Raw genomic sequence first — 14,357 nt, forward strand, 5'->3', positions numbered from 1 at the left:
AGTTGAATCGGCGCTTTAGCCGTCCATCTCAAGGAGGATATAGTCATGTATAAATCAATTATTATCGGTACCGGTCCTGCCGGATTGACTGCAGCCATCTACCTGGCCCGTGCCAATCTGAATCCATTGGTTATTGAAGGTCCTCAGCCGGGCGGACAGCTTACCACCACTACGGAAGTGGAGAACTTTCCGGGATTCCCTGATGGCATCATGGGTCCGGAGCTCATGGACAATATGCGCAAACAGGCTGAGCGCTTCGGCGCCAAGTTTGTTACAGGCTGGGTGAACAGTGTGGAGCTTGGGGAACGCCCTTTTAAGCTGAATGTTGAAGGTATGGGCGCACTGACTACAGATACCTTGATTCTCTCAACAGGTGCAACGGCTAAATACCTGGGTATTCCGGGTGAACAGGACAATATCGGACGCGGTGTCAGCACTTGTGCTACCTGTGACGGATTTTTCTTCCGGGGCAAAGAGATCGTGGTGGTCGGCGGCGGCGATTCGGCGCTTGAAGAGGCAGGTTTCCTGACCCGTTTTGCTTCCAAAGTAACTCTTGTGCACCGCCGGGAAGAACTACGCGCCTCCAAAATCATGCAGGACCGTGTCCGTGACAATGAAAAGGTAGCCTGGGGCCTGAACCGTACTCCACTGGAAGTTACTTCTGGCGACAGAGGTGTCAACGGAATTAAGGTGCTTAACAATGAAACTGGTGAAGAAGAGTTCATTGAAGCCAGTGGTGTGTTTGTTGCCATTGGGCATCACCCGAATACGGCATTCCTCGGCGGACAGATTACGACGGATGCTAACGGATATATCGTTACCAATCCAGGCACTTCCGAGACTAATATTCCTGGCGTATTCGCTTGCGGAGACGTGCAGGATACCCGTTACAAACAAGCAATTACCGCAGCAGGAAGCGGATGTATGGCGGCTATGGATGCCGAGAAATACATTGAGAGTCTGGAGCATAGTGCCGTTATTTTGTAACATTTCCTTGGTATTGAAGGCGAAATGGTGCTATAATATAGTAAGTAGATGTTTTAGTGTAAGTTACTCGTACAACTTGGTATAAGCTTGCGAAGTGAGTTTTGTACGAAGTAATACTGAGAAGTAAGGCTCACAAAACTTGGTATATGCTTACGAAGTGAGTTTTGTACGAAGTAATACTGAGAAGTAAGGCTCACAAAACTTTTAGGAGGAGATAAATATGGAAAATGTAATTGTCTACACTTCGACCAACTGTCCGCATTGCCGTCAGGTCAAGAGCTTCCTGAGTGAGAAAGGCGTCTCCTACGAGGAGCGTAACATTGAACAAAATGATGATTTCGCCCAGCAGGTATGGGATATGGGTATGCGTGCCGTTCCAGTAACTGTCATCGGTGATTTCAAAATCGTAGGCATGAACAAAACCCAATTCGATAAGGCGTTGGCCACTGTATAAACGCAAGACCAGGTAGTCCTCTGCTTAATAAACAAGGCCGCTTCCGCGCTGGAGGCGGTCTTTCGTTTGAATATAAGGTTGTGATATGTTCCCTATCAGCAAAACATCAAAGGAGGCGATGAGCCATGTTAGTCAGTTTGAAAAATTACTGGGACAGGAATGCCGTTGAGCGGCTGCTTGCAGAATGTATGATGGCGGACGATGAGCGTGTTCGGGAGGAAGTGGACAGCTACCTCGCTGAAGACTCACGGGAACTTCAGGGTACCTTCATAAGTGGTGAATTGGCGGGACTCATCGGCACCCGGCAGGGCCCGGGAACAGATGCGGAAATCCTGCATATCGCAGTTCAGGCCCGCTGGCGGGGCCGTGGAATTGGTTCCGCCATGATCGAAGAAATCCGGAAATGTGATGGCATCGGAGCGCTTCGGGCTGAGACGGACCGGGAAGCCGTGGGTTTTTACAGCCAGTGCGGATTTAAGATTAGCAGTTTGGGCGAAAAGTACCCGGGGGTAGAGCGTTTCAGTTGTATAGATACATGATGATCTGAAAAACGGCATAGACAGCAATTCCGCAGACAATAAGCAGCAATCCTGATTTCCTTCTGGACTGGAACAGGCGAAGAACGCCGAGGCTGATGAGTGGAGCGATGATGAGCAGAAGCAGCAGCACAGTGATGAACATCTGCGCCGAAATATCAGACGTATCAACATAAGTCATGGATTCTCTCTCCATTCGGAAAAAAGGATTATAGTGACATTCGTCACACTTTTACCCCTTATTATATAGGATTGATCTTCCTTTTTCTGTACCGCTGCCAGTATAATTGCGGCAATTTTACGTCAATTTTGCCTAGAGGGTTACCCGGATGTTCCCCAGGAAATGCATCACTGCCGAAAAACCCGCCCCTACCATGGTCCCGCGGCTGCCCAGCCGGGAAAATATGATTTCGAGCTGCTGTTTATGATACGGCAGGGTCCGCTCCGCAACCACTTTGCGCAGCGGCTCGCCCAGCCAGGGCTCGGCTTCAGATAAAGCACCGCCAATGACAATCAGCTCAGGGTTAAAGCTGTTGATGAGATTGGTGACGCCGATCCCGAGGTACTCGCCGATGGTATTGAAATGGCGCAATGTGTCTTCCTGTCCCTCCAATGCATACTGTACAAGCTCGGATGTGCTGCGGGCAGGCAGCGCCAGCCCGGGATTGTCGTAGGTCTTCTCCGAAGCGTACAGCTCCCAGCACCCCCGGCTGCCGCAGCTGCAGGGTTTGCCTTCCGCCTCGATGGTCATATGGCCGGTCTCCCCGGCATAACCGCGTGCCCCCTTATACAATTCTCCGCCGATAATGATTCCAGAGCCGATCCCTGAGCCTGCACTGATATAGAGCAGATGCCGCACATTACGTGCCGCTCCAAAGTTCAGTTCGCCTTGAGCCCCAGCATTAGCCTCGTTATCGATAGTCACCGGAACTTCGAAAGACTGTTCCAGAATCCCCCGCAGATCTACCATTTCCCAGCCCAGATTGGGTGCGAACAGCACCATCCCATGCTCATCCACCATTCCTGGAACTCCTACCCCAATCCCCACTAAACCGTAAGGCGAGGGAGGGGCTGCAGCAATCAGCTTGGTGATCATGCTCTTCATTTTGTCCAGTACATAAGGCAGGTCATGGACTTCCAGCGGGCAATCCAATTCTTCCAGTATGCTGCCGCCCAAGTCGCATAAGACCGCCTTCAACTGTTTCACCTGCAGTTCGATGCCAATCACACTGCCTGCCATACTGTTGAAATGCAGCATCAGCGGTTTGCGGCCGCCGCTAGATTCCCCCGGGCCGGCCTCGGTGACCAGTTCCTGCCCGCAGAGCTCGGCGACGAGATTGGATACGGTGGCTTTGTTCAGCCCGGTCATTTCGGATACCCGGGCCCGGGATACAGGAGACTGCATGCGAATCGTATGTAAAATAATCGATTTATTGATTTTTTTGACCAGCGCCTGATCACCGGTAACCTTCACAACCTACACTTCCTTCTTGACAACGTTCTCATAAGAGTATGCCACTTAGTCTAGTGCGATGCGCATTAAAATGCAACAGTGTCGATGTATATAATTAGCCTGCGGACTTTCTTGCAGCCATGCTGAACTAGAGAGAGGGGAGCAGCAATCCGGAGCTTTCCGGCTTGGGAGGTCTAATGAAATAGACGCATAGGCGCTGGAGTCAGGGGGTACTTTATGTTCGTCGGAGTACTTGAAGGGTTTACGTCTGGGACTGCCGCATCGGCTAAATGAGAAAAAATAAAGTTGCAAAAAACTTTGTTTAACCAATATACAAAGTCAAAAAGATATGTTAAGATGATCCTGTAAACGCTTGCGGGCGAAGCAAAATATCGAGGAGGATTTTACAAATGGCTTATTTTGAATCAGTGAGCAAGATCTCTTACGAGGGAAGCCGTTCCACCAACCCTTATGCATTCAAATTCTACAACCCGAAAGAAATCGTAGCCGGCAAAACCATGGAAGAGCACCTGAAGTTTGCAATGGCTTATTGGCATACACTAACAGCTGGCGGTGCTGATCCGTTCGGCGCTGAGACTGCAGTCCGTTCTTGGGATAAGCTCAGTACCCTGGACAAGGCAAAGGCCCGCGCAGAAGCAGCTTTTGAATTCATGGAAAAAATGGACCTTCAGTACTACTGCTTCCATGATGTGGATATCGCTCCAGAAGGCGCATCCCTGCGTGAATTCTACAGCAACATCGATACCATCGTAGACATCCTTGAAAAAGGCATGAAGGCATCCGGCAAAAAACTGCTGTGGAACACTGCCAACATGTTCACCAATCCGCGCTATATGCACGGTGCCGGTTCCACTTGCAACGCTGACGTATTCGCACACGCTGCTGCACAAGTGAAGAAAGGTCTGGAAGTTGGTAAACGTCTGGGCGCTGATAACTATGTATTCTGGGGCGGCCGTGAAGGCTACGAAACTCTGCTGAATACAGATATGGGCCTTGAACAGGATAACATTGCCCGCCTGTTCAGCATGGCTGTAGATTACGCTAAGGAAATCGGCTTCGACGGCCAGTTCCTGATCGAGCCTAAACCGAAAGAGCCTACCAAACATCAATATGACTTCGATGCGGCAACAACTATCGCGTTCCTGCAGAAGTACAATCTTGATAAACACTTCAAGCTGAACCTTGAAGCTAACCATGCAACCCTTGCAGGTCATACGTTCGAGCATGAACTGCGCGTAGCACGTATCAACGGTATGCTGGGATCGCTTGATGCGAACCAGGGCGATCCATTGCTCGGCTGGGATACAGATGAATTCCCTGCAAGCATCTACGATGCTACTCTTACCCTGTATGAAGTGTTGAAGAACGACGGACTTGGCAAAGGCGGTATCAACTTCGACTCCAAAGTACGCCGTCCTTCTTTCGAGCCTGAGGACCTGTTCTTGGCACACATCTCCGGTATGGACATCTATGCTAAGGGTCTGAAGGTTGCCGCTAAGCTGATTGAAGACCGCGTGTTCGAGGACTTTATCGCTAAACGTTACAGCAGCTTCACTGAAGGCGTAGGCGCTGATGTCGTATCCGGCAAAGCGACTTTGGCTTCCCTGGCTGATTATGCACTGAACAATGAAACTCCGCGTCCGAACCAATCCGGACGTCAAGAGATGCTCAGAGCTACTTTGAACCAGTACATTCTGACTGCTGAGTAAGATTACACCGGGTTTACGGATTTGTCCGTAGTCTGGGCAGGCCACTAACGCAACGGGGGTTGCTGAAGAGAGCATTCTTCGGCAGCCCCTTTTCTATTGAATAGAAAAGTAACCTTTAGGAGGATAACTATGAAATATGTAATCGGCGTCGATCTTGGAACCAGCGCTGTAAAAACGGTATTGGTGGACCCGCAGGGAAAGGTGGCGTTTGAGCACTCCGAATCCTATCCCTTAAGCCGTCCCCAACCGAACTGGAGTGAACAGAATCCTGAGGATTGGGTGCAGGGAACCCTGGTCAGCCTGCACCGTCTGATCGAAGTATCTGGAGTGGACCCGTCTGATGTGGACGGCATCAGCTTTTCCGGCCAGATGCACGGCCTGGTGCTGGTGGATCGTGACGGGAAGGTGCTGCGCCCGGCGATTCTCTGGAATGATACCCGGACTACGGCGCAGTGCCGGAAGATTGAGAAGACACTTGGCAGCAAGCTGATCGAAATCGCCAGAAACCGTGCTCTGGAAGGCTTCACTTTGCCTAAGATTCTATGGGTACAAGAGAATGAACCAGAAGTGCTGGCACAGGCAGAGTTGTTCCTTCTGCCGAAGGATTATGTCCGTTACCGGCTGACTGGTGATTATGCCATGGATTATTCTGATGCCGCTGGTACGTTATTGCTGGATGTGGCCTCCAAAAAATGGAGTGCGGAAATCGCTGAAGCCTTTGGATTACCCGTTTCACTCTGTCCGAAGCTTGTGGAGTCATTCGACCAGACCGGTACGCTGCTTCCTGAAATCGCCGAAGCATCCGGCCTGCTCCCCACCACCAAAGTATTCGCCGGTGGAGCTGACAACGCATGCGGTGCACTTGGTGCCGGCATTCTTGGCGAAGGCCGGACAATGTGCAGCATCGGTACTTCAGGCGTGGTACTGTCCTATGAGAGCAATAAGGACTTGAATCTGGAAGGCAAGGTCCATTTCTTCAACCATGGGGAGAAGGATGCCTTTTACATCATGGGCGTTACGCTGGCTGCTGGCTATAGCCTTACCTGGTTCAAAGAAACGTTTGCCGCAGAAAAAAGCTTTGATGAACTGCTTCAAGGTGTAGATTCCATCCCTGCCGGCAGCGGCGGTCTTCTGTTCACGCCCTATATTGTAGGTGAACGCACTCCGCATCCAGATCCTAATATCCGCGGAAGCTTTATCGGTATGGATTCCGGGCATACCTTGGACCATTTCACCCGTTCAGTGCTGGAGGGAATTACCTTCTCGCTGCGGGAATCCATTGATATCGTGCGTGATTCCGGCAGAGAAATAACCGAGGTTGTAGCGATTGGCGGAGGCGCCAAGAATGAAGCTTGGCTGCAGATGCAGGCGGATATTTTCAATGCTTCGATTATCAAGCTTGAGAGCGAGCAGGGTCCCGCTATGGGAGCTGCAATGCTGGCTGCTTATGGCTCCGGCTGGTTTGCATCCCTCAGTGAATGCGCAGAAGCTTTCATCCGGCCTGCAGAAGTGTACACACCGAATGCTCAGCAGGCTGCAATCTATAACGGATTGTTTGAAGTCTATCAAGAAGTATATGGGCAGACTCGTTCACTAAATGATAAACTGGCAGAATACCGCAAATAGTCAGAGCCCGGGGAAGCCTGGGCCTATATCTTGGAATTGCCGGGAGGCCTGCAGAGGTCTTCCGGGATTCTGCCTTAGGGGTTGACCACAGATGATAAAAGTGCTGATTGTTGATGACGAGCCCAAGCTGAGGGAAGGAATGCGATCGCTGATCCCATGGGAGGATTACGGCTATACTGTAGTCGATACGGCAGCGAGCGGACTGGAAGCACTTGATAAGTTCCGGACCCATACACCCAAGCTGATTATTGCAGATATCCGTATGCCTGGCATGGATGGCCTGGAGCTGATTGGCGAACTGCGTAAAGTAGACGCTAACTGTCATGTGCTGATCCTCAGCGGTTATGCGGACTTTGAATATGCCAAACGGGCGATCTCCTATCATATTGACGGGTATTTGCTTAAACCGGTGGATGAAGAGGAACTGATCTCCTATTTGCAGGAGCTACGGGATACCATATCTCAGGAAGAACGTGCGAACGAATGGCAAAACAGTGAACCTGCGCGGAACGAGGATACTTTGCTGCGCCATTTGCTGCAGCCGCAGGAGGAAGATGCTGTCAGGGCTGAAGCTGCTGTGGAACTGGGCCTCGAAGGGCATAGCTGTGAAGTCATATTACTGGAGCTGAAGGGACTGCATAAGGGCGGAGATATCCGTGAAGAGCAGGTGAGAAGCGAACTTGAGCAGCAGTGGCAGCCAGATAGGGGATTATTATTCAATCTGCCACCTTATTTAGGTCTACTTCTAAAGGAACCATTGCAGGACGATGCCGGCCGCGACGCTCTGTGGCGGAAGCTGAATGGAGTCATCACTGGACAGGGACTGGAATTCCGTGCCGCTGCAGGGGGAGCTGCATCTGGACCGGAAGAAGCGTCAAGGTCTTTTACAACGGCCACCGGGCTGCTGGAAGAGGCTTTTTTTGGCAGAAAGGATGTTATTCTGAGCGTAACACCGGATGACTGGGCGGAGCCTGAGCCTGAGACTGCACCGGAGGAGGAGCCTGACCCCGAACGGGATGTAGAGATGCAGCTGCTGCTGGCTATTGAAACCGGAAGTAATGAGGCCATTCCCGTGCTGGTGGGGCAAATTGTCCGTAAGCTGGTTGCAGTCAGACGCGACGAAACCTACATTAAGGAAAACCTGATGCGTGTCGTAAGCAGTACCATTGCCCGACTGGAAGCGGCTAATCCGGATTTTCGCAGTTTCATCCTGAGTCATCCTTCCCCGATAGGCGAGGTATACGGCAGTGATTATCTGATTGACGTAGAGAAGCAGGTTGCAGAATATATGGAGCAAATCTCCAGACAGATGAACAGCGGCGGACGAGGCGATGAGATCAAGCGGATTACCGATCTGATTCAGCGGCGTTATAATGAGAACCTGAAGCTGGGATCGCTTGCGGAAGTTTTTAATTATAACAGCGCATATCTAGGCAAAATGTTCAAAAACCAGGTAGGCGAACACTTTAATACTTATTTGGACAAAGTCAGAATCGAGAAGGCGAAGCAATTTTTGAATCAGGGAATGAAAGTGTACGAGGTAGCTGAAAAAGTCGGTTATATGAATTCCGATTATTTTAACGCCAAATTTCGCAAATATGTCGGTGTGTCTCCAACCGCTTTCCGCAAGGAACAATAAATGGATCTGCTGAAATGAATGTAAAACTGTATAATAGTCATTAAGTGGTACAGGCTGTTCCCATGCTGCGGCAGATGCGGGGAGCAGCCTGTTTCTCCATGATTTGGCCGGAAACATTGTGAGGGGGAATTGGTATCAAGAAGCTGGTAAGAATGATCAACAATTTGAAGCTGAAATACAAGCTGATTTTTTTCTATATTATAGTGGTCATGATACCTGTATTGATTGTGGGGATTATGCTGACCAGCTATTTCCGCGGAGCAGCCTTGACCAGAGCTATTGAGCAGGCGACGAATAATGTGGAGAAGATCAAGAGTCAAATGGCCACAAAACTGCGGGTACCCACAGACATTTCCAATCTGCTTTATTTTGACACTAATCTTGAAAAGCTTGTCAATACACAATATCCGAGTATTCTGGAGCTGACAAAGGCCTATTTGAATTATACGGATTTCCAGGATTATATTCTCCAGTACAGGGAGATTTCCAATATCCGCTTTTTTATAGATAACCCTACACTTGTAGATAACATGTCTATTGCTCCTCTAACTCCAGAGATCAAGGCGAAGAATTGGTATAAAAGCGCCATGATGGGCCCAGGACTCAACTGGATGTATATTCCCGACAAAGAGGCTTACATCAACAGCACGAAAGGAACGATCAACAAGCTCAGTCTGGTACGGCAAGTTTTTTACCCTGAATATCAGAAAACAGGAATATTGATGGTCCAGGTGGTCCAGGATGAGCTGAACCAGATGCTCGTTCAAGAACCGTTTGAGACGATTATTACAGACGAGCAGGGATATATCGTGGCCGCCAAAAACCCGCGTCTCGTGGGCAGCACGCTCGCTGCTTTTGATATCGGAATGGATCTGCAGAAAACTTCCCGAAATGTAATCCGGACCACAGTCAAAGGCAAAGACTCCTATGTCATTGTTGATGAGATCAGACCGCAGCTTAGTGTCAGCCGGCTGAAAGTAATCTCTGTGTTCGAAACCAAGAGTATCCTGAGCGCCGCGAACAAGGTAAGTCTTCTGGGACTGCTGATCATTGGCGGTGTCCTGCTGATTGCGCTTGTGCTTGTGTATGTTATTTCTTTTCTAATGAGCAGTCGTCTGCTGCAGCTAAGCCGCCAATTGAATCAAGTCGCCCTCGGCAATCTGAACGTAGTCTCGCATATTGACGGCACTGATGAAATCGGCCAACTCTCGCGCCAGTTCAATTATATGGTATCCAGTATTAATCTTTTGTTGTCACAAGTCGTGGAGAGCAACGAGAAAAATAACAAGCTGGAGATCGCCCAGAGAGAGATTAAGCTGAAAATGATGGCGAGCCAGATTCACCCTCATTTTCTGTTCAATGCACTGGAGTCTATCCGTATGAATGCCCACCTCAAGGGGGAAAAGGAAATCGCCAACATTGTACGGCTGCTGGGCAAGCTTATGCGTAAAAACCTGGAAGTGGGCCGGGACCGGGCACCGATCAAAGAAGAAGTGGAAATGATGCGTTCATACCTGGAGATTCAGAAATTCCGTTATGAAGAGCGGCTGGAGTATGAAATTGAGTTTGATACCAAGGCTGCAGATATCCTCATACCACCGCTGATCATTCAACCTATGGTCGAGAATTCGGTGGTGCACGGACTGGAGAACAAAGAAGGAACGGTGCATGTCCATGTCCGCATAACGCTCTGTGAGGATGAGCTTAAAGTTTGCGTTACTGACGATGGGCTTGGCATGACGGAGGAACGGCTCGCTGAGATTGTCTCTGTCATCTCCCAGGCAGAGGAGGAGCCTCAGAGCCGCATCGGACTTCGCAATGTTCATCAGCGGCTAGTGCTGTATTACGGGGAAGCGCACGGGCTGAATATATCGAGTGAAGAGGGAGTGGGGACAGAAATATCCTTCTCGATTCCCAGATTGTAGGCCCTTACGGGTAGCGCTTTCACTTAATGTCTAATTTGCACTGATTTTACGTAAAATCTGTCGGGTATTCTCCCTAAGTCGTGTACGATATGATATGTGTATACAAAACGAAGGGGGAATAATGAACGTGAAAGCGCTCACGGAAAATGGTGTTACTATAAATGAAAACGTAACCCCTGTCCCACCTGCGAAACGGAATAGTGGATTTTGGAAAAGCGTACTGCAGCAAAAGTACTTGTATCTGATGTCTCTACCGTTCGTGATCTGGGTATTTGTTTTCAGTTACGTGCCCTTATGGGGATGGTTGATGGCATTTCAGAATTATAAACCGGCCAAGTCGTTTGGAGATCAGAAATGGGTAGGGCTTAAGAATTTCAAGGAGCTTTTCCATGATGAGCGGTTCTATCTAGTATTGAGAAATACGCTGGCTATGAGTGGACTTGGACTCGTGTTCGGCTTCGTTATTCCGATATTGTTCGCGGTAATGCTCAACGAGCTGCGTGGCAGTGTATTCAAGAGAACGGTTCAGACCGTGTCCTATCTGCCTCACTTTGTATCCTGGGTTGTAGTAGCCGGGATTGTTTCGAAAACGCTGTCTATTGACGGAGGGATCGTTAACGACCTGTTGACAGGACTTCACATCATTGATCAACCGATCCAGTTTATGGCGAAAGCCAAGTGGTTCTGGGGAATCGTAACGGTCTCAGATGTATGGAAAGAAACAGGATGGAACGCCATTATCTATTTGGCAGCGATTACAGGTATTGATAAAGAACTCTATGAAGCTGCAAAAGTGGATGGTGCCGGAAGAATCAAACAAATGTTCAATATTACACTGCCGGGTATCCGCACCACCATTATGGTACTGCTGATTATGTCCATTGGCCATCTGATCGGTATCGGATTCGAAAAACAGTTCCAGCTGGGCAATAACCTGGTTACCGATTATTCGGAAGTGCTGGATTTGTATGCGCTTAAGTACGGGATTCAAATCGGGCGATTCTCATATGGTACAGCCATCAGTATGTTTACCTCGGTAGTCAGCGTAATATTGCTGCTCTCAGCCAACGGTATTATGAAGAGATTCACTAAAGAAAGCATTATGTAAGGAGGGGATAAGAGTGGCAGGCAAAGCTTTTCAAATGACTAAGTCTGAACGTGCGTTCGACATCTTTCTATACTTTTTTCTTGGGATCATCATGATTGTGACGATTTATCCCTTCCTGAATGTACTGGCGATTTCTTTAAATGAATCTACAGACACCGTCCGCGGCGGCATTTACATTTGGCCGAGGGTTCTGACGCTTGAGAACTACCAGCGGATATTCAGTTACACAGGACTGATTCAGGGCTTCAAAATCTCTATTCTCCGGACTTTAGCCGGAACTATTCTAGGGCTGCTCAGTGCATCCATGCTGGCCTTTACATTAAGCCGTCCAGAGTTCCGGGGGAGAAAGTTCGTCTCGTATTTCCTGGCGATGACCATGTATTTCTCCGGCGGTATGGTGCCTATGTACATTCTGATGAGAGATTTGAATCTGATCGGAACGTTCTGGATCTACATCTTGCCAGGAGCAGTCTCTGCTTTCAACGTATTCGTCATTCGCTCCTTTATGGACGGGCTGCCTTTCGCCCTGCAGGAATCGGCGAAGCTGGACGGAGCCAATGACTTCATGATTTATTACAAGATCATCATGCCGCTCTGCAAGCCTGTACTGGCAACAATTGCATTGTTCTTGGCTGTAGGTCAATGGAATGAATGGTTCACCACCTATCTGTACAACGGTAACAAGCCGCATCTGACCACGCTCCAGTACGAGTTGATGAAGGTACTGGCCACCACCAATCAGGGCAGCGGCATGGTAAATGCCAACGATATGGCGAAGCAAATGGCGCAAATATCACCTGAATCCATCAAGATGGCTATTACCATCGTAGTTACAGTACCAATTCTTGTGGTGTATCCATTCCTGCAAAAGTACTTTGTAGGCGGTATGACACTGGGTGCCGTTAAGGCTTAGACCCATTAGGAGTAAATTGCATGGGAACGTGTTTCCTGATTCAGCTATGAACGGATCAGGAAGCCTTCCCGGCAGTACTACCGGAACACTAATTGGAATTTAGATTTGTGATGGTTTTGCAAACGCTACCAGTGGTATATTCAGGACTATCCTGATATGCATAGATGAAACACACATTACAAGGGGGATACACAATGAAAAGCAAGAGTATCAAAACTGCGTTTACGCTCATGCTCATGAGTTCCATGCTGATTGCCGGCTGTGGCGGAAATAATAATGCAGCCAATACCGGCAATGCGGCTAACTCGGGAAATAACACAGCAACCGCAACCGATGGTGCTGCGAATACAACTGTAGATACCAGCCCTGTTACATTCTCGTTCTTTGGTGCTGATGCCAGTCCTAACTGGAATAAAATGCAGGATGAAGTAGGTAAAGTGATCACCGAAAAAACTGGTGTAACCGTGAATGCTGAATATGATGTAGGCAGCGGCGGCGGGGAACAAAAAATTTCTTTGATGGCAGCCAGTGGTGATGTGCCTGATCTGATCTTTGCTAAAGGTAATCTTAGCAAACTGGTCGATGCCGGCCTGGTTATCGATATGACAGATTTGATCGACAAATACGCGCCGAACCTGAAAAAGGTCTATGGCGATAATATGAATCGTCTGAAATACAGCAATGACGATCAAAAAATCTATTCCATCCCTACAAATGCAGGGGTTGACCAACAATCCTTTGATGCCGGCGGCGGTTTTGAAATTCAGCAGCGTGTCCTGAAGGAACTTGGATATCCTCAAGTGAAGACGGTTCAGGATTATGAAAAAGTGCTTAAAGATTATGTAGCTAAACATCCGGAAACAGACGGTCAGCCAACCATTCCGCTTACGCTGAATGCAGATGACTGGAAAATCATGATTACGGTTACCAACCCGGCGTTCCTTACAACCGGTGCACCGGATGATGGTGAATATTATGTAGATCCAACAACCTATGCAGCACAACTTCACTACAAACGTCCAGCTGAAAAAGAATATTTCCGTTGGTTGAACCACATGTATAGCGAAGGATTGCTGGACAAAGATACCTTTGTACAAAAAGATGACCAATATAAAGCTAAAATAGCTAGTGGACGCGTACTTGGTCTGATCTCTCAGGAATGGGAATATCAAGACGGCGAGAATGCTCTTAAGGCAGCAGGTAAAGACGAATACACTTATGCTCATTTCCCTGTAACTATGTCTGATGAGTACAAAGATCACTCTTTCCAATCCGTAGGTATTGATGCATCAGGTATCTCTATTACTACCGCTTGTAAAGATCCGGTTCGTGCCATTAAGTTCCTGGATTGGCTCGCTTCCGATGAAGGTCAAGTGCTGATTAACTGGGGTATTGAAGGAAAACATTACACTGTAAACGCAGACGGCAAACGTGAAATTCCTGCGGATATCCAAAAGAAGAAAACAGATGATGCTGCCAATTTTGCTAAGGAAACAGGTATTAGCTTGTACACGGCATTCTCTGCCCACTACGGTGATGGCGTGAAGGATTCCACAGGCAACTACTATACTACTAACTTCCCTGAACAAATCGTAGCTGGTTATTCTGATGCAGAAAAAGAAACACTGAAGGCTTACAATGCTACCACTTGGAAGGATCTGTTCCCTAAGGAATCTGACTTCCCGGTTAAAGAATGGGGCGCGCTGTACAACATGCCTGTTCCTACTGATGGCGACTATCAGGTTACCTTCAAGAAAACACAGGATATCGTTCGTAAACGTATCCCTGAAGCCATCCTGTCCAAACCAGCAGATTTCGATAAGGTATATGATGCATTCATCGCTGAGCTGAACAAAGCTGGTGCTGAAAAGATGGAAGCTGAATACACGGATCTCGTAAAAGCGAGAATTACCCTGTGGACCGGTAAAGATCTGTAATCAACAGTAGGTATTGAAGCACTAATCTACTATCTGCTAATGTAAAGCA

The 14,357-nt window shown here is 48.5% G+C and carries 12 protein-coding genes; 10 read left to right on the forward strand and 2 right to left on the reverse strand.

What is annotated here, in order from left to right; translation table 11 throughout:
* Positions 1-45: 45 nt before the first annotated feature.
* The 3 genes from trxB (at position 46) to ACAN54_RS26715 (ending at position 1,980) form a co-directional block, all read left to right on the forward strand.
* Positions 46-987: a thioredoxin-disulfide reductase gene (gene trxB / locus ACAN54_RS26705; RefSeq protein ID WP_379162851.1), complete on the forward strand. Its 942-nt coding sequence runs from the start codon at positions 46-48 to the stop codon at positions 985-987.
* A gap of 220 nt (positions 988-1,207) precedes the next feature.
* A complete protein-coding gene (locus ACAN54_RS26710; RefSeq protein ID WP_074085007.1) occupies positions 1,208-1,441 on the forward strand; it encodes a glutaredoxin family protein in 234 nt (77 codons plus the stop codon).
* Positions 1,442-1,566: 125 nt separating this feature from the next.
* A complete protein-coding gene (locus ACAN54_RS26715; protein ID WP_379162856.1) occupies positions 1,567-1,980 on the forward strand; it encodes a GNAT family N-acetyltransferase in 414 nt (137 codons plus the stop codon).
* On the opposite strand, the gene ACAN54_RS26720 is transcribed toward ACAN54_RS26715, so the two are convergent.
* On the reverse strand, positions 1,961-2,158 hold the full coding sequence (locus ACAN54_RS26720; RefSeq protein WP_379162859.1) for a hypothetical protein: 198 nt from the start codon (positions 2,156-2,158) through the stop codon (positions 1,961-1,963). The genes ACAN54_RS26715 and ACAN54_RS26720 overlap by 20 nt on opposite strands.
* A gap of 132 nt (positions 2,159-2,290) precedes the next feature.
* Positions 2,291-3,451: an ROK family protein gene (locus ACAN54_RS26725; RefSeq protein WP_379162862.1), complete on the reverse strand. Its 1,161-nt coding sequence runs from the start codon at positions 3,449-3,451 to the stop codon at positions 2,291-2,293.
* A 389-nt stretch (positions 3,452-3,840) separates the two neighbouring features.
* Here ACAN54_RS26725 and xylA point away from each other — a divergent pair, with 389 nt between their 5' ends.
* The 7 genes from xylA (at position 3,841) to ACAN54_RS26760 (ending at position 14,308) form a co-directional block, all read left to right on the forward strand.
* Entirely contained in the window at positions 3,841-5,160 is a 1,320-nt protein-coding gene (gene xylA, locus ACAN54_RS26730; RefSeq protein ID WP_379162865.1) for a xylose isomerase, read from the forward strand.
* 129 nt (positions 5,161-5,289) lie between these two features.
* Positions 5,290-6,786 carry a xylulokinase gene (xylB, locus tag ACAN54_RS26735; RefSeq protein WP_379162868.1) on the forward strand — a complete coding sequence of 499 codons (1,497 nt, stop codon included), beginning with the start codon at positions 5,290-5,292 and terminating at the stop codon, positions 6,784-6,786.
* A gap of 91 nt (positions 6,787-6,877) precedes the next feature.
* Positions 6,878-8,425, forward strand: a complete 1,548-nt coding sequence (locus tag ACAN54_RS26740; protein ID WP_379162871.1) for a response regulator transcription factor — start codon at positions 6,878-6,880, stop codon at positions 8,423-8,425.
* 152 nt (positions 8,426-8,577) lie between these two features.
* Entirely contained in the window at positions 8,578-10,350 is a 1,773-nt protein-coding gene (locus tag ACAN54_RS26745) for a sensor histidine kinase (RefSeq protein ID WP_379162874.1), read from the forward strand.
* A gap of 121 nt (positions 10,351-10,471) precedes the next feature.
* On the forward strand, positions 10,472-11,458 hold the full coding sequence (locus ACAN54_RS26750; RefSeq protein WP_379162877.1) for an ABC transporter permease: 987 nt from the start codon (positions 10,472-10,474) through the stop codon (positions 11,456-11,458).
* 13 nt (positions 11,459-11,471) lie between these two features.
* On the forward strand, positions 11,472-12,371 hold the full coding sequence (locus tag ACAN54_RS26755) for a carbohydrate ABC transporter permease (RefSeq protein WP_379162880.1): 900 nt from the start codon (positions 11,472-11,474) through the stop codon (positions 12,369-12,371).
* A 194-nt stretch (positions 12,372-12,565) separates the two neighbouring features.
* Positions 12,566-14,308 (forward strand): ABC transporter substrate-binding protein, encoded by a 1,743-nt coding sequence (locus ACAN54_RS26760; RefSeq protein ID WP_379162883.1) that lies wholly within the window; start codon positions 12,566-12,568, stop codon positions 14,306-14,308.
* Positions 14,309-14,357 lie beyond the last annotated feature (49 nt).

It is taken from the genome of Paenibacillus diazotrophicus (assembly GCF_042610465.1).

What these genes read in the sequence shown, in the direction of transcription:
- trxB (WP_379162851.1), top strand. Translation starts at nt 46, where the DNA reads ATGTATAAATCAATTATTATCGGTACCGGTCCTGCCGGATTGACTGCA.
- ACAN54_RS26710 (WP_074085007.1), top strand. Translation starts at nt 1,208, where the DNA reads ATGGAAAATGTAATTGTCTACACTTCGACCAACTGTCCGCATTGCCGT.
- ACAN54_RS26715 (WP_379162856.1), top strand. Translation starts at nt 1,567, where the DNA reads ATGTTAGTCAGTTTGAAAAATTACTGGGACAGGAATGCCGTTGAGCGG.
- ACAN54_RS26720 (WP_379162859.1), bottom strand. Translation starts at nt 2,158, where the DNA reads ATGACTTATGTTGATACGTCTGATATTTCGGCGCAGATGTTCATCACT.
- xylA (WP_379162865.1), top strand. Translation starts at nt 3,841, where the DNA reads ATGGCTTATTTTGAATCAGTGAGCAAGATCTCTTACGAGGGAAGCCGT.
- xylB (WP_379162868.1), top strand. Translation starts at nt 5,290, where the DNA reads ATGAAATATGTAATCGGCGTCGATCTTGGAACCAGCGCTGTAAAAACG.
- ACAN54_RS26740 (WP_379162871.1), top strand. Translation starts at nt 6,878, where the DNA reads ATGATAAAAGTGCTGATTGTTGATGACGAGCCCAAGCTGAGGGAAGGA.
- ACAN54_RS26745 (WP_379162874.1), top strand. Translation starts at nt 8,578, where the DNA reads ATGATCAACAATTTGAAGCTGAAATACAAGCTGATTTTTTTCTATATT.
- ACAN54_RS26750 (WP_379162877.1), top strand. Translation starts at nt 10,472, where the DNA reads ATGAACGTGAAAGCGCTCACGGAAAATGGTGTTACTATAAATGAAAAC.
- ACAN54_RS26760 (WP_379162883.1), top strand. Translation starts at nt 12,566, where the DNA reads ATGAAAAGCAAGAGTATCAAAACTGCGTTTACGCTCATGCTCATGAGT.